This is a genomic window from Solibacillus sp. FSL K6-1781 (assembly GCF_038630735.1).
Taxonomy (GTDB): domain Bacteria; phylum Bacillota; class Bacilli; order Bacillales_A; family Planococcaceae; genus Solibacillus; species Solibacillus silvestris.
Genome location: NZ_CP152038.1, coordinates 3,352,550 through 3,368,906, shown reverse-complemented (window position 1 = coordinate 3,368,906; position 16,357 = coordinate 3,352,550). Strand labels below are relative to the sequence as shown.

Sequence of the window (16,357 nt, the reverse complement as noted above, 5' to 3'; positions counted from 1 at the left end):
TCCTCATGCTTCAAAGAGAGGGTATGGTTTAGCGTTTACAGCTAATCGAGTTTTCTCAACATAAGGATATAGATAATTAAACCCGAGTATATCTTGATTTTATCAGGATATACTTTTTTGCTTTAATTACAGAAGCTATGGCAAGCTAAAGAAGAACGGTGAAAAACCACCATTATACATACTATACATCTTAAAATAGAATTCAAGAGAGGGGTGCTTTATGTATGATTTTAAAAAGAGGCATAACAGGATTTAGTGCAGGGGATCTATCACTTGAGCGTGATTGGGTAGCCCATACTACTGAATTTAAAAGATATTGCTACACGTGTGTTCAGCAATTACATGGGAGCATGTTGGCCTTTTATGAGCCCGATATTGAACTTGGCTATGCTCATGCCCATGTGAAAATCGATAGGGAAGAGTTATATATTTTTCTTAATAATATGTATGATGATATAGCCTTCACTAGTAATCGTGATATTGGGGGCTTAAAATTTATTGATCATGAATTATTGGGCGCCTTGTTTGAAAATAGCTATACAGTATTAACTGCATCACAATTAGCAGAGCCCTTAGTATATCAAACGAATGGCAGTAGTATTATTCTGAAGAACGAAAATGAACTTAATGATGTGGAGCTCCGTTTTATGAATCATTTCAGATCACAGACGGTAGGAGATTTAGTGTTTAATTATTGGGATTAGTAAAGTATAATCTCGGCGTTATAGATTTCGCTGACCAGTCGAACACTGGTTAAAAACAAAAAATCCCCTAACACTTTCTAAAATGAAGGGGGACACTACATTGACCCGGATTCTAAGGCTAAAAACTCTATAATTTATTCATCATTCATTTCAATAGTGAATGTTGCTAAAACTGAGTTTTCATAAGGGACCTTTATTATGCTTTGTATCCTTTATTGATAACCGTTTTTGAATCCTCGATTAGTAAGAGGCAAAGGTCGAGAATTTTTTATACCTTAGTTTTCATTAACGAGATTTCATTTTCACAAACAATTTTTATCTATTCAAAAAGCTTGAGAACAAGTCTCAAGCTTCTTTTTATTTATTACATATCCCAAATCAGAATCAATAATGAACCGAATATAGTTATAGCTGCGAGAATGACACCGTACAGGATATTTGTATAAATGGCTGAGCCATCTTTTGATTCACCAGCATGCATGAAGACAACGAGCTGTAAAAATGCCTGAATGAAGGCAGTTATTAAAAGTATTGTCATGCCACCTGCGAATGTCATATCTGTAAAGTAAACTATCATTGCGACTACTGTTAGTATCAATGAAAAGACGAAGCCCATCACCTGTTTTACAGGAAATAATTCTTTCATATTACATCATTCCTTTCAGATAGATGAAGCTGAAGATAAAGATCCAAACAACATCTAAGAAATGCCAGTAAAGGGAGAAAATAAATGATTTATTTGCTGTTTCAGGTGTTAACCCACGTTTTTTTACCTGTAGGATAATGAATAATCCCCAGAATAAACCTAACGTTACGTGAGCACCATGTGTACCTAATGTTGTTAACAGTGCAGCTGTAAAGGCACTTGTTTGATATGTTGCTTCAACATGGTAATAATGAATAAATTCATAAATCTCCACGCCTAGGAACACTAACCCAAGTAGTAGGGTAATTCCAAAGAAAGTTAGCATCGCATTCTTACGACCAAGTCTCATCGCATGAACACCGAGACCTATTGTGAAACTACTTGTTAGCAAAACAAATGTCTCAATTAATACGGGTGTAATTTCAAAAATTTCAGCAGGTGTTGGACCGCTACCAGTTCTACCTTCTAGTACGAAGTAAGCCGTGAATAGGGTAGCAAACAGCATAATTTCAGCACCAAGGAAAATCCAGAAGCCTAGAATATTTAACTGATTTTGATCAGTACTATACTCGAGCGGTTGTGCGTGATTGAGCTTCATTACCTTGCACCTCCTCATATTGTGCTTCTATTTCTTTAATTTCTTTTACATGAATATGGCGTCCATGATCTTTTTCGAATGAACGAAGAGCCATACAAACGAAAATTCCGATTAATGCAATCACAGCAGGGGCCCATAATGAAAAGATGAATGAGAATCCAGCAACGAAGAAAATGATTCCCATAATGAATGGAACGCCGCTGTTATTTGGCATATGAATATCTTTTAGTACACCTTTAAATAATTGATGCTCTTTTTTCTTTGCATCCCAGAATGCTTCACTTGATGCAACATAAGGTAATCTTGCAAAATTATATTCTGGAATCGGCGTATGAGTAGCCCATTCTAATGAGCGAGCATCCCATGGGTCACTACCGATGTTTCGCGGTGAGTTTTTGTAACTATAGTAAATTGTATAAACGAGTGTTACGAACCCAATTGCCATCAATGCAGCACCAACGAAAGAAACCATGTTTAATGGTCCAAAGCCAGTTGCTTCTGAATAAGTGTACATACGACGTGCTTGACCGTCTAACCCAGTGATATACATTGGGAAGAAAGAAAGTACAAAACCTACTGTAAGTAACCAGAAAGTCAACTTACCAATTTTTTCATTTAACATGTAACCGAAGAATTTCGGCCAATAATAAGTTAATCCGGCCAGCATAGCAAATACGACACCAGGAATAATAGTGTTGTGGAAGTGAGCTACCAAGAACATTGTATTATGATATTGATAGTCCGCGGCTGACATGGCAAGCATAACACCTGTAACTCCACCAACTGTAAATAATGGGATAAATCCTATAGAGTACAGCATTGGTACAGTAAAACGAATTTTCCCTTTCCACATCGTAAATAACCAGTTAAAGATTTTAACACCAGTTGGAACAGCAATCGCCATTGTTGTAATAGAGAAGATACTGTTAGTGAAAGCACCTTGACCCATTGTAAAGAAGTGGTGAGTCCATACTAAGAATGATAGTAAGGAGATCAACACCATTGAACCAACCATCGATTTATAACCATACAGGTTTCTGCCCGAGAACGTTGAAATAATTTCACTGTAAAGACCGAAAGCAGGCAAGATTAAAATGTAAACCTCTGGGTGTCCCCAAACCCAGAAGAAGTTTGCCCAAAGCATATCCATACCACCATTTGTAGAGGTAAAGAAGTTTGTGTCGAATAAACGATCAGTTGTCCCCATTAACAAAGCAATTGTTAATACTGGGAATGCGAACACGATGATTACATTGGCAATAAAAACAGACCAAGTAAACATTGGCATTTTCATTAATGTCATACCGGGTGCTCTCATTTTTAAAATTGTCGTCATCATATTGATTCCTGTCATTAGGGAACCAATCCCGGAAATTTGAAGAGCTAACATGTAATAGTTAGTTCCCACTGATGTACTGAACTCATTTCCGGCAAGAGGGAAGTATGATGTCCAACCTGAATCCGGAGAACCACCGATAACGAACGAAATGTTAAATAACATTGCGCCTGCAAAGAATAACCAGAAGCTGAGTGCGTTTAAACGGGGGAATGCGACGTCGCGTGCACCAATTTGTAATGGTACGACTAAGTTCATAAAGGCAAAGATAAATGGCATTGCCATGAACATGATCATTACAATCCCGTGTGTTGAAAAGATTTCATTGTAATGTTGTGCATCTAAAATTTTCATCTCTGGTGAAGAGAGCTGGGCACGCATTAAAACCGCATCAGCACCACCACGGAAAAGCATAATCAGGGCAGAAAAAAGGTACAAAAGCCCAATTTTTTTATGGTCAACCGTTGTCAACCATTCACGCCATAAATAACCCCATTTTCTAAAATAAGTGATTCCAATAACAATCCCAATCGATACTAAAGCAATGGCAACCATTGATGCATAAATCATTGGACTAGGATGAGGTATGGCGAAACGTTCAAAGAATTCCATCTTTATTCTCCTCTCTAGATTAAAAGAGTAATCTTTGAATCTAGTTTTTCTATTTTAGCTAATGACCACTGTGGTCAGATTCTTCATTTGATTCATTGCGTGACTGTTCATCATGTTCAGCTTCATCTGTAACTGAATCGTGATTATGTTCAGGTGCAGGACTGAATTCTAGATGTGTACCTGTAAAGGTCATTTGTCCTAAATGACCAGGCTCTAATAATTTATTGAAAGTGCTTTCTGTTAAAGGTTTAGCAGTTTCATAAACTTCTTTAACCCATTCATCGAATTCCTGCTGAGACATTGCTGTGACATTGAATATATTTTCTGCGAAACCTTTACCACTAAAGTTAGCATTTCGTCCAACATATTCTCCCGGAACGTCAGCTGCTAAGTGTAAAGTTGTGACCATGTCAGCCATCGCATATTTTTGTCCGCCAAGCTGTGGAATCCAGAAACTTGTAATCGGACCATAAGAGTAAAGTCTAAACTCAAGAGGTCGATCCGTTGGAATATATAAGTAGTTTACTGTTTCAATTCCTTGCTCCGGATAGCTAAAGTGCCATTTCCAGTCTGAAGTAGAAGCATAAACAACTAATGGTTCCTTATCTTCATAACCTGTTGGTGCAGATTCTACAATATAGTTACTTTGAACAGAAACAAATGATAGATAGGCTACAATTAGTATTGGAATCCCTATGCAAATCACTTCTACCCAAATATTTGCCTCGACATGAGGTGGTTCATAATCATATGGTTGTTTTGATGCGCGATACTTGACCAAGATATACACTAAAATAACAAGAACAACTATGACAACAACTGCCATGATTCCAATAGATAACATGATATCACTTGCTTGTCTTGCAGCCATTGGTCCTTTCGGATCCAGAACCGTTAATGGTTCACAACCAACAAGAAAAACAGTAAGCAAGATCATTGATACTAAAAATGGCCATTTAATTTTCATACAGAAAATCCTTCCCTTACTGTTAAGTAAAATTAATTGAAACGTTACAAATAAAAATTGAATAAGTGAGAATGAAATTCCCCAACCTTTTCCATAGGCAATATCCTTTCACGTAATCTTGGTATTTCATAGGCTAATAATTGGTTTATGCGTTACAAGATACACAACTCGTAATCATATTAGTTGCGCTAAATTTGAAAGGCAAGAAAATACAAAATCTATCACAAAATGTTCTAAAACGAGGAAATAAATTTTTTACTCATTTTTTAAATTCCATTGCATAATAATCAGCGCCACTAATGGTTTTGTTCGAGAATTGAGCTGTTGAAAGCAGCTTTAAAAAGAATGTGGTTGGCTAAAAACACAATGGAATGGATGGTTATTTTTGAGTCCAAATGAAATAGAATATAGTAATTTTATATGAATCACTAATTAGGGGAATACGGAAATAAGGAGTGTTACAGATGGATTGGAGACCGGACAGAACAGCGAAAAAAGCAATATATAAACAACTTGCAGAATATATTGAAAGTGGAATAGCAGATGGTACATTTCCACCCGATAAACCGTTGCCATCTGAAAGATATTTAGCAAAGGAACTGAATGTTAACAGGAGTACGGTAGTTGCCGCTTATGATGAATTGGAAGCAAATGGACTCATTGAAAGAAATAGAGGAAGCGGAACTACGATTAGTAAAGATATTTGGGGTCTAGCCAAGAAACGTATTCCTAGCTGGAATAGATATATCGAGGCAGGGTCTTTTTTGCCCAATCTACCTGTTACGCAACGAATAAGAAATGAAACGGTAGATCATAAATTAATTAATTTAGCTAGCGGAGAACTGTCACAGGACCTTTTTCCAATGGATTTTTTAAGAGAAATTACTTCAACAAGATCCTTCATTGGTAGCTTGGGATATGATCATCCTCAAGGGAGCGCTATTTTAAGGAATACTCTTACAGAACATGTAAATAAGTATCGGGGAATTGAAACAAATCCTTCTTCGATTCTGATTACATCCGGGGCACAACAAGCGTTACATTTAGTCGTACAGTGTTTGTTAAAGCCCGGAGACGCAGTTGCAATAGAAGATCCTTCTTATACGTATAATCTCCCAATTTTTAAATCTGCAGGTTTAAAAGTATATTATTTGCCTGTAGATCAGGACGGTATAAATCCCGAATATTTACTGTCGTTGTATAAAAAGCATCGAATTAGAATGATTTTTTTAAATCCTGATTATCATAATCCTACAGGATCTCAGCTAAATGAAACACAACGAAAAGCGATTTTGGAAATATCCTCTGAACATGGAATCCCTGTAGTAGAAGATGATCCTTATAGTTTAACATCATTTACTGGAAATAAGATTCCTACACTAAAGTCAATGGATGTTCACGGGAATGTCTTATATATTAGCTCTTTGTCAAAAATTGTTGCTTCGGGGTTAAGGATTGGCTGGATTATAGGGCCAAAATCAGTAATTGAGAGATTATCTGATGCAAAACAACAAATAGACTTTGGCCATTCTAGCTTTACACAATGGATTGCAAACGATTTTATGGAATCCTCGAATTTTCAGTCTCATATTGAAAAATTGAGGAAAGAATTAGAAAAACGGAGAAATCAAATAGTTACAAGTCTTAATTTTTATTTAAAGGATCAGGTAGAATTCTCTATTCCAGAGGGCGGTATTCACATATGGGTTAAACTCAAAAAAGATTACAATGAAATGCAATTACTAGAGGAATCCATTAAAAGAGGTGTAATCTATGTTCCCGGCTCAACAATGGGTTCTAAAAAAGGATATGTACGATTTACATTCGCTAGGGAAGATGAAAAATCAATTGCCGAGGGAATTAAACGGTTTGCTGAAGCATGTCAATTTCTTTAAACAACTATAATCATAATACTTCAAAAGAATCATGAATTGTTCATGATTCTTTTGTTATTAAATGGTAAATGGATGGCGGAAAAAACATCGGATTGGATGGTCATTAAAGGATGGGAACTCTTTAAGATGGTGGTAGGCTAATTTTATGGTTTTAAAAATGTATTACTTTTTCACAACTTTTAAGAGAAACAAATTTAGAAAAAGGGTTATAGGAAGAGGGATATACTCCTGTATAAGGAAAAGAAGGCATTAAGTTTAAAAAAATACGTGTAATTAAAGAAAGTTGGCAGATAAATAGATGAACTTTGCAAAATTAATCGATCATACGTTACTTTCACCTACTACTACAGAAGTAGAAATAGTGAATTTATGTAAAGAAGCCAAACAATATGGCTTTGCATCTGTATGTGTAAATCCTGTATGGGTAAGATTATCTTCAGAACTTTTGCGTGATTCAGATGTGAATGTTTGTACGGTTATAGGATTTCCCTTAGGCGGAAACACCCCGGAAACAAAGGCATTTGAGACTGTAAATGCAATTGAAAGTGGGGCAACTGAAATAGATACAGTTATTAATATCGGTGCACTAAAAAATAAAAACGATTCACTAGTTGAAAATGATATTCGCGCAGTTGTTAATGCAGCAAGTGGAAAAGCCTTAGTAAAAGTTATTATTGAGGCTTGTTTATTAACAAATGAAGAAAAAGAAAGAGCATGTAGATTGGCTGTAAGAGCTGGTGCAGACTATGTCAAAACTTCAACGGGATTTTCCTTGCATGGTGCTACTGTTAAAGATGTTGCGATAATGAGAAAAGCAGTTGGACCAAATGTTGGCATTAAAGCATCAGGAGGAGTAGGTAATAAAGAGGATATAAAATTAATGGTTGAAGCAGGTGCTTCTAGAATAGGGACGAGTTCTGCTGTGAAGATATTTGGAAGACAGATGTGTACTTTTTAAAATACAAAATTATATATCCAGAAATATTCCAAGGAGTGAACAGATATGACATGGACGGCTGTTTTGATTCTATTTGTAGGAATACTTATTAAAATGTTAACAAGTCCACCAAGTGCGGTTGTAGCATGGGTTGTGAGTAAATATGCACTGCATCCAAAACTAGATTCAAAGGATATTACTGTAACCTTTAACGGAAAGAGCGTTGGAGAAGAAGAAAAAATAAGATTTACTAATTATTTTAATGAAGCAAATTTTTTAGAGAGACATCATATCTTTCCGGGAAGTGAAGATTTATTTCTAAATCCTGATAGTAATGTTGTTCCCTTTGTCATCAACGCAAAGAGTAAAAACAAAGAAATAAATTTCTTTGTTTACACATACGATGAGCACATTGATGTAGTCAAGCAGTGGAAGAAGAAAATAGCTTCTTACAGTCTTAGCTCTGAGAATCTGCAAGAGTTTACTGTTTCAAGTAGTAAAAGCTAAGGATAATTTCAAATGACATTGCCTACTACTGATGGTTTTTTCAATAAAATTGTAGTGTCGGTACTCTTAATGTATTAAATGTCTGCGACTATGACCATTGTTTGGAACGGGTGTATTGGTACCAAAGAGGGTTGCCGGCAACCTACTTTTTTATTGTACCAATGAGGCAAGATCATTAGGGGGAAAATACAAAGAATAGAATTAAGGGAGGTTTTCTTATGCCAAATTGGTTGCATAATACGCTATTTGTTCTTTTATTAATAGTAAGTTTTGGATGTGTTTCTAGTGGAATTGAATGGAAAACTCACAAGAAGACTGTCGAGAAATAATTAGAGTTCTAAAAATGTTTGATTTAATTCACTCCCCGAAGGTTTTACCAACATTTGAAGATATTATTTCTAAATATTTCCTTGGAACGGTATTCTGGTTTTTTATTATTACATTAATACAGTGCTGGAAAATATAAGAACACGCAAAATCCTCATCATTAACAAAAGATGGGGATTTTTCTTTATCTCATGTTTCGTTGTTTTGGACAGTTACTAAGCTAAGGCGGTGGCTGAGACAAAAGAGTAATAGCGCCCCCTGATAAATCAGGCGGGCGCTATTTTACATCATCGAGGGTTATTAGCTTCCTTCCCTGAAACAACATCGTTACAAGGTTTGTAATCTCTTCATTGTCTTAGATAACGCACTTGTATAAACCGTTCTTATATAAGGGGTTGTAATCTGTTTATAGAAAAAATCTGTCTAAAATAATTATAATTAATAAAGGGGAAGGGGGAGTAAGGTAAAGTTGTTCTCAATTTGCATACAATAATTTGCCTCTTAAATCATGAAGCTGTATATTTAATTTGTTAGTAACAAAAATTTATTAACGATACTGGGAACAATCACGTTAGGTTTGTGATTTTTCTGAGAAGGAGAAATTGTATTGAAATTAAAAGACAAGGTAGTGATCATTACAGGTGGTGCAGGCGGTATTGGCGCTGGTATAGGTCGTGCAATGGTGAAAGAGGGAGCAATTGTTGTGGCAGTTGATCTCAATCCGGAAGCCGGCGCAAACGTATTAGCGGAATTACAGCAACACTCACCACAATCTAGCTTTATTGAATTTGATTTAACAAAGCATGATCAACTAAAAAATGTCGTGGAACAAGTTGTCGAGAAATATGGTCGTTTAGATGTGTTAGTGAATAATGCACATGCTTCTAAACAAGTACCATTCCTTGAAACAACTCCAGAACATTTAGCATTGTCAATGGATACAGGCTTCTATCCTACATGGTATTTAATGCAGGCTGCTATTCCACATTTAAAGAAAACTCGTGGTAATATTATTAACTTTGCTTCAGGTGCCGGGTTAAAAGGGCATAAAACACAAGCTGCCTATGCCGCAGCGAAAGAAGCGATTCGCGGGATTACGCGTGTCGTAGCAAATGAATTTGGTGCAGATGGTATTACAGCGAACCTGATTTCACCAATCGCCAATTCGGAAGGTGTACAAGCATGGGCCAAAGCACAGCCGGAATATTATCAAGGGGTACTTGCAGGTATTCCGATGGGGAAATTCGGTGATCCGGAACAAGATATCGGACGTGCTGCTGTCTTTTTAGCTTCAGAAGACTCTAAATATATAACAGGTCAAACATTGATGGTTGATGGCGGCTCTATTATGCTCCATTAACATCGTACATTAAATAAATACAACGAAACGGGTATAGGGGTGAGCCCCCTGATATCTCTATAAAACATGCAAAAGGCGCTTTCTTATTAAGAAGGCGTCTTTTTTTGCTCGATATAGTAATACAGGTAAATGCAGTTTTATTTCTCAAATGGAATACTCAACAAATCTGGAACTGTGACAAATTCATAGCCTTGCTCTTGCAGTTTTGGAATAATTTGTTGAAGTGATAAGATTGTATTCGTTCGATCCCCAGTCGATTCTGCACCATCATGCATGAGAATAATCGCGCCTGGATGAATGTTGTCTACTACTCGCGAAGCAATAACTTCTGGCGGATCTTCTTGCCAATCCAACGAATCAATATCCCAGGCAATTACGTTATAGTTCATTTTCCCAAGCTTCTCGACTAATTCATTGTATAGGAAGCCATAAGGTGGTCTAAATAATTTTGTCCGGTAACCAATAATTTCGTTAAGAGCATCTTCCGTTCTAGTTACTTCCCTCTCAAGCGTTCCGAGGTCAGCTTCTTCGACAAGGTTAGGGTGGGCGTAGGTATGATTTCCGATTACATGCCCCTCGTTTTGCATTCGCTTGACAATTTCAGGGTTAGCACCGGCTTTTGAACCTAATACGAAGAATGTTGCTGGGACATTGTACTGTTTTAATACATCTAATACATCATTTGAAAATCGAGGATCAGGACCATCATCAAAAGTTAAAGCAATTCGTTTTTGATCTGTAGGACCTTGTAAGAAAAATATTTCTGGATACCGTTGTTGTAGAATTCTTAGGTCAACAGGCTGCTCAGGATTCCGCATGGAAATCTTAGTTACTCCTATAGTGTCAGATAAATCTTGTTCCGCATTAACCTGTAAGTCAGCTTTCAACCATTGCCTTGCGCCATCTGCCAAGTGTCCCTCGTTCGCATAAACGCTCATGATAACTGTTATAGGCAAACAAAATACAAACCCCGTAACCAACAACCACTTGACTATTCGATCTTTCATCCATTCACCTCCTTTTTATATTGATGCCCCTTTTAGAGAGGGCTATCCTAACTTAAATGTGTTTATATTTAAATGATTGCAATCGTCAAATAGCCCCAACACTAATGGAGGTGGGGGCTTGTTGTATATTTCCTTCAACATTTCAGCTTCTTTCTGTGAGCAGTGCCAGTTATTGTCACTTCAAATAAAAAGATGAACCATCAATGATTTCTGCATCTTCACGATGTTTTATTTCCTCCATCAAATGAAATAACGCTTCATCTTTCTTTTTTGCCTCAATCATACAATGTATTTCCGGTACTGTTCCTTTGATTTCTTTTAAAAATCTGAAAAACATGTCTACGTCCACATAATCAGAATGGTGGCGGAATTCTCTCTCACTTTTAGGACTTGAAATATGCATTTTTATTGGCAACGGGGAATCCTTCCAAGTAGCTACAATTCGGTCCCACTTATTATCCCATTTTTCATTATAATGATGAGCAAGATGGTGATGATAATCAAATACAAGAGGTATTTCTAATTTTTCACACAAATATAGCGTATCATCAACTGTAAAAGAAGTATCGTCATTTTCAAGGATAATCATCTTTTGAATTGCTCTTGGAATATCCATCCAATTATCAACGAATTGCTCCAGAGAATTTTCGGTTTCTTTATAGTTGCCACCAACATGAAGAACACACCGGTGTGTCGGATTGATTTTCATTCCCTTTAACAATAAATAATGCATCTTTAACGTTTTTAAAGAGTTTTTGACTACTTCTATTTTAGGTGAATTCACAACGACAAAATGATCAGGATGAAAATCAATTCGTATATTATGTTTTGTTGCGTACTTACCAATTTCAGTTAACTTCTCTAATAAGGGTTTTATATAATTCCAATCAGGCAGTTCTTCATGGTTAGCTAGAGGAATCAATCGAGAGGTTAACCGATAGAAATGAATTTCCTTAAAGACATTATGTTTTAATAGCCTAAATGTATTTTCTAAATTTTTTAGTGCAATCCGCTCTAATTTTCGTATGGCCGCTTCACGATCCTTAATTTTTTGAAATTGAGTAAATGTCATCGTTTGAGACGGAGAAGCATTTTTCAGCTCCATACTCATCGCAACATATCCTAATCGTACAATCGTCATTAACCCACCTCATCTGTAGTATGTATGGTAGTAGACAAATTTATTATCCAATACTGCATTCCAATCAAACTCAATCGCATTTTTTCCTTTTTTTTCTTAATAATCAGACGAAGAGTGCTTTTTAATAAATTTAAGGACTATATTTGAGAATAAAATGAAATAATTCAATTTCTAATGATAAAACCGCCTTTCAGATATAAAATGTACCCTATAAGATAGACACTTTGAAAAAAGCCTATCTTGTAGGGTATTTTTATTATAATAAGAAAAAAGATACTGGAGCGGAATCGAATGACAAAAATCTACTTCACAGAGAAACATCAAGCACAATTAAAATGTAATCCGAATGTACAGGCCGTCAGTGACAAGGCCATTACCTATACAGATGAATTTAAGCGTCATTTTATTGCAGAAAATGAAAAGGGGAAATTACCAAGAGCCATTTTTGAAGAAGCAGGATTGGACGTTGAATTAATCGGTTTGGAGCGTGTTCGTTCTTCCGCAAAACGCTGGCAAGCAGCTTATCGAAAAGCCGGAATAAATGGTTTACAGGATACACGTAAAACGAATTCGGGACGCCAACTTGAACGTGAATTAAGCCTTGAAGAAAAATATGCACGATTAGAAGCGAAAACGCGATTACTTGAGGCAGAGAACGAACTATTAAAAAAGCTGGATCTACTCGAAAGGCAGATGTTGAAGAAGAAATCACAATTGAAGCGAAAATAAAATTTGAATTAATTCAAGGAGCTATCGAAAAGTATAAATTGAAGCGCATGGTGAGCTACTTATGTGAACTGATGGGTGTTTCCCGTTCGGGTTATTACAATTATTTTGATGAACAATCCGCCCGAAACCGGGCAACCCAAGATGCGGCAGATCAAGTAGTGAAAGAAATCATTTTAAAGGCCTATCATTTCCGAGGACGCAAAAAGGGAGCACGCCAAATCAAAATGACACTCCAAAATCAATATAGTATCATCTACAACCTAAAACGAATTCGTCGCATTATGAAGAAGCATGACATTGTTTGTCCCATTCGAAAAGCGAATCCTTATCGACGTATGGTAAAAGCAACGAAAGAACACCGTACATGCCCAAACGACTTAAAACGGAACTTCAAACAAGGTGTAGCAGGAAAAGTGTTATTAACAGATATCACGTATTTAACGTATCGAAACGGAAAGCGTGCTTATTTATCGACGATTAAAGACGCTGAAACGAATGAAATTTTAGCGTATGAAGTATCAAATTCCTTATCGTTGGATATCGCCCTCGATACATTAAAGAAATTGAAAAAACACAAGCATTTAGTGAAAGATGCCTTTATTCACTCGGATCAGGGCTTTCATTATACAAGCCCGATCTATCAAGCATTGGTAAAGCGATTGGGCTTAGGTCAGTCCATGTCACGTCGTGGGAACTGTTGGGATAATGCGCCCCAGGAATCATTCTTTGGGCATTTTAAAGATGAAGCCAAGATAAAAGAGTGTGAGACGTTAGAAGAAGTGAAACGAGAGATTAAGAGTTATATGACGTATTACAATTATTATCGAGGTCAATGGAATTTAAAAAAGCTGCCGCCTGCAAAATACAGACAGCAGCTTCAACAAGTTGCCTAGGCTTTTTCACAATGTCCTTTACAAAGGGTACATTTTAATATATGAAGGCGGTTTTTTCCTTTATGAGCAGTTCTCTAATATAAAGTTGGAGTTGGGGGAGAACAATGGTAGGAAACAATATCACTTAAAGCAATCGAATATTGATTCCATCTTCCACCGAAAAATCTAAAACCATAAACCCTTGATTCTCCGACAGCTGTTAAGTAAAACCAAAAGTTGTCATTGTTCCTAAGCCACATATACGTGAAGCGGTATAAACAATTTTGAATCCCTCTAGTATTTTGGCTATAATGCATTTGTTCCATATTTCGCATCAGTCAAGATACACTCCTTTGAAATTTAGACATATAACCAATTTATGCTTAGGGAAAAAGCTACGGGGGGATACTTGCCCTGATTAGTTATGTAAGATGTTAAGCAACACTGCTGAAGGAAGAAGTACATTTAATCATTACTACGATTTAACTAACAGGCTCTTTAATTGAGTATTGATCTTTAACGCCATATTCGTTAAAAGTAGATGTTGCAGATTAAACGTTAGTGGGGGAGAATAAAAAATCCGAAAATTGGAATCCGCTTAAAAGACCAAATCTTGTGTGGATTTGGTCTTTTAAAAAAAATGATAAAAAATGGCCTATTACTAAAGACTGTCAGCAAGTATTTTAATTATTAGATGCCTCAACAAAATGGTTGTTGCCAAGGTGATAATAATCCATTAGCATCCCGGTTTATGCCCCTTGCAATAGTGCCACGCTTTCTTGAATAGGCATAGTCCAAACCAAATAAAAGTTAGGAAGCCAATTAACGCAATTAGAATGTTTAAAATATTTCCAAGAGCGCCACCTAGACCGATTAATACTAAAAAATCAGTAATGAACCCTAATAATGCTAGTAGCAGCCATATGACACCTGTGAGAAATCCAAGGAAAATTCCCACAATACTATTTTGATTATTCATAGAAACACCTCCTTTAAAGTTATTCATTATTAAAGTATGTGAATACAGGCAATATGTTTAGGTTATCTAAATTAAGACTTAAGGCTTATTACAGTCATATTTTGTATTTTATAGCCATATTGTTGGACAAAGATTAAATGTCTTATAGGATTTTTAATACAAAAAAATTAATTTAAAAATGGAAAGAACGGATTAGATTTAGATTTAAATATGAATAATTGAAACTGAAGATTTATACTTAAAGAGGACAGTTACTATAGCTATCTAAACTAGGTAGTAAATATAGTTTTTCTAGGGGTGCAACAACCAAAAAAAGTCCGGGGGATAAAAATATGAAACAATTAGGAACACTATATTTTTTTTGTGGAAAAATGGGTGCAGGAAAATCAACTAAATCTAAACAATTGGCTATAGAAAAACAAGCGGTACTGTTATCTGAGGATGAATGGCTTTCATCTCTTTATCCCAATCAGATATCAGCATTTGAGGATTATCTAAGATTCTCAGCCCAGTTCAAGCCAATGGTAAAAAAACTTGTCCAAAATATATTAAGTGTTGGAACTAATGTAGTAATGGATTTTCCAGGTAACACTCAAAAACAGCGAAAGTGGTTTTTGGATATAGTATTAGAAATCAATGCAAACCACCAACTAATTTTCCTGAATTTAAATAACGAGCAATGCTTAAGGCAAATTGCACAACGACGTAATGAACAACCCGAAAGAGCAGCTTTTGATACAGAAGAGACGTTTATTTATGTTACTAAATTTTTTGAAGCACCAAAGGCATCCGAAGGTTTAAATATTTTAGAGTACAGTAGAGAAAAATAACAGGAATTTCAAAACGCGTTAATAGTACCTAAACCCCTCCAGATTTCAACAATCGGGCGCAATTAGGTACTGCACTCCAAAAGTTAGATTAAAAAACTTACCTTTGGGGTGATTTTTTATGACTAAATATAATGAAGAATTTAAATTGATGGTGATTCAGTTAAAGTCCTAACTAATTAACTAACTCACCAAATGTTCTTTATTAACCGAATAATCATTTTAGGAATAAACATAAAAATGTTCCAAGCCACTTCAAATAATATTGAACTGGTAAGCTCCCCTAATAAATCTTTAAAAAAGCCGTCCTGTCTTTCCTTCTTTGTTTTTTTATTTTTCATTTTTTAACTCCAAATAACTCAAGATTTCTTAGAATTATAATCCATTTTCATTTTTGAAACCAATCGATGAAAGAAATAAAGTCCTCAAACCGTCGTTTGGTAACATTAATTTATGAGACATTTTTGATTAAACTTTATTAGAAAGCAACAAAAAAACCACTGAGATCATGCTTCAGTGGCTCCTTTTTGTTTCTTTAATTCAAGAATTTTACGGTTTTTCTCTATTATTTCTTTATTCTCCTCTATTGTAACCTTGATGTTTTCAAGCATTTCATTATCTTCATTACTGCTAGTTTCAGAATTATTCTTTAGGTATTCATCTAAGTGGGATGATTTATTAGCGTTAATAATCATTTAATTCACCTCTCATAATGACTATACTTTTATTATAAATGATAGAAAATAACTCTTTATATTAAATTTATGTAACAATTTCAGAATTTTGGTTATTCTACTCGTTTACTGGGTAGGGGCTTGCTGTTTTCATTGCTTTAGCAATGCCAATGATATATTCAGCCTTCCTATTCGTTAATTGTAAATTCCTTAAATCATCCATGCAGCGAAGTTGAAGT

15 protein-coding genes are annotated in these 16,357 nt (G+C 35.6%); 7 read left to right on the top strand and 8 right to left on the bottom strand.

The genetic code is table 11. The features are described from left to right. Positions 1–224: 224 nt before the first annotated feature. On the top strand, positions 225–704 hold the full coding sequence (locus MHH37_RS17090; RefSeq protein ID WP_342573969.1) for a hypothetical protein: 480 nt from the start codon (positions 225–227) through the stop codon (positions 702–704). Positions 705–1,068: 364 nt separating this feature from the next. Here the strand turns inward: MHH37_RS17090 and qoxD are convergent, their stop codons facing one another. Genes qoxD through qoxA form a run of 4 tightly spaced genes read right to left on the bottom strand, consistent with a single transcriptional unit; the run spans position 1,069 to position 4,863 of the window. Continuing rightward, complete coding sequence (gene qoxD, locus MHH37_RS17085) at positions 1,069–1,350, bottom strand: cytochrome aa3 quinol oxidase subunit IV (protein ID WP_342573967.1); 282 nt, start codon at positions 1,348–1,350, stop codon at positions 1,069–1,071. A 1-nt stretch (position 1,351) separates the two neighbouring features. After that, positions 1,352–1,948 (bottom strand): cytochrome aa3 quinol oxidase subunit III, encoded by a 597-nt coding sequence (gene qoxC / locus MHH37_RS17080; RefSeq protein ID WP_008405414.1) that lies wholly within the window; start codon positions 1,946–1,948, stop codon positions 1,352–1,354. After that, positions 1,914–3,896 carry a cytochrome aa3 quinol oxidase subunit I gene (gene qoxB / locus MHH37_RS17075; RefSeq protein WP_342573966.1) on the bottom strand — a complete coding sequence of 661 codons (1,983 nt, stop codon included), beginning with the start codon at positions 3,894–3,896 and terminating at the stop codon, positions 1,914–1,916. The genes qoxC and qoxB overlap by 35 nt, the downstream gene beginning before the upstream one ends. A gap of 58 nt (positions 3,897–3,954) precedes the next feature. After that, positions 3,955–4,863: a cytochrome aa3 quinol oxidase subunit II gene (qoxA, locus tag MHH37_RS17070; RefSeq protein WP_342573965.1), complete on the bottom strand. Its 909-nt coding sequence runs from the start codon at positions 4,861–4,863 to the stop codon at positions 3,955–3,957. Between the two features lie 464 nt (positions 4,864–5,327). Here qoxA and MHH37_RS17065 point away from each other — a divergent pair, with 464 nt between their 5' ends. The 4 genes from MHH37_RS17065 to MHH37_RS17050 all read left to right on the top strand — a co-directional run bounded on the left by MHH37_RS17065 (position 5,328) and on the right by MHH37_RS17050 (position 9,889). Next, a complete protein-coding gene (locus tag MHH37_RS17065) occupies positions 5,328–6,758 on the top strand; it encodes a PLP-dependent aminotransferase family protein (RefSeq protein WP_342573964.1) in 1,431 nt (476 codons plus the stop codon). Between the two features lie 298 nt (positions 6,759–7,056). Further along, a complete protein-coding gene (gene deoC, locus MHH37_RS17060; RefSeq protein WP_342573962.1) occupies positions 7,057–7,716 on the top strand; it encodes a deoxyribose-phosphate aldolase in 660 nt (219 codons plus the stop codon). 45 nt (positions 7,717–7,761) lie between these two features. Beyond that, the gene (locus MHH37_RS17055; RefSeq protein WP_342573960.1) at positions 7,762–8,202 is read left to right on the top strand and encodes a YfmQ family protein; all 441 of its coding nucleotides are present in this window, start codon (positions 7,762–7,764) and stop codon (positions 8,200–8,202) included. A gap of 934 nt (positions 8,203–9,136) precedes the next feature. Beyond that, a complete protein-coding gene (locus MHH37_RS17050; protein ID WP_065216801.1) occupies positions 9,137–9,889 on the top strand; it encodes an SDR family oxidoreductase in 753 nt (250 codons plus the stop codon). 137 nt (positions 9,890–10,026) lie between these two features. Here the strand turns inward: MHH37_RS17050 and MHH37_RS17045 are convergent, their stop codons facing one another. Further along, on the bottom strand, positions 10,027–10,896 hold the full coding sequence (locus MHH37_RS17045; protein WP_342573958.1) for a polysaccharide deacetylase family protein: 870 nt from the start codon (positions 10,894–10,896) through the stop codon (positions 10,027–10,029). Positions 10,897–11,071: 175 nt separating this feature from the next. Then, positions 11,072–12,037 carry a UV DNA damage repair endonuclease UvsE gene (uvsE, locus tag MHH37_RS17040; RefSeq protein ID WP_342573956.1) on the bottom strand — a complete coding sequence of 322 codons (966 nt, stop codon included), beginning with the start codon at positions 12,035–12,037 and terminating at the stop codon, positions 11,072–11,074. Positions 12,038–12,328: 291 nt separating this feature from the next. Here uvsE and MHH37_RS17035 point away from each other — a divergent pair. Further along, a protein-coding gene (locus MHH37_RS17035; protein WP_342573955.1) for an IS3 family transposase occupies positions 12,329–13,659 on the top strand; the annotation gives its coding sequence in 2 pieces (ribosomal slippage) (positions 12,329–12,713 and positions 12,713–13,659; 1,332 coding nt in all). 715 nt (positions 13,660–14,374) lie between these two features. On the opposite strand, the gene MHH37_RS17030 is transcribed toward MHH37_RS17035, so the two are convergent. Next, entirely contained in the window at positions 14,375–14,617 is a 243-nt protein-coding gene (locus tag MHH37_RS17030; RefSeq protein WP_342573953.1) for an ABC transporter, read from the bottom strand. Positions 14,618–14,949: 332 nt separating this feature from the next. Between MHH37_RS17030 and MHH37_RS17025 the strand changes: the two genes are divergently transcribed. Next, positions 14,950–15,447, top strand: coding sequence for an ATP-binding protein (locus MHH37_RS17025; protein ID WP_342573952.1), 498 nt, complete (start codon positions 14,950–14,952; stop codon positions 15,445–15,447). 503 nt (positions 15,448–15,950) lie between these two features. Here the strand turns inward: MHH37_RS17025 and MHH37_RS17020 are convergent. Next, entirely contained in the window at positions 15,951–16,139 is a 189-nt protein-coding gene (locus MHH37_RS17020) for a hypothetical protein (protein WP_342573951.1), read from the bottom strand. Between the last annotated feature and the right edge of the window lie 218 nt (positions 16,140–16,357).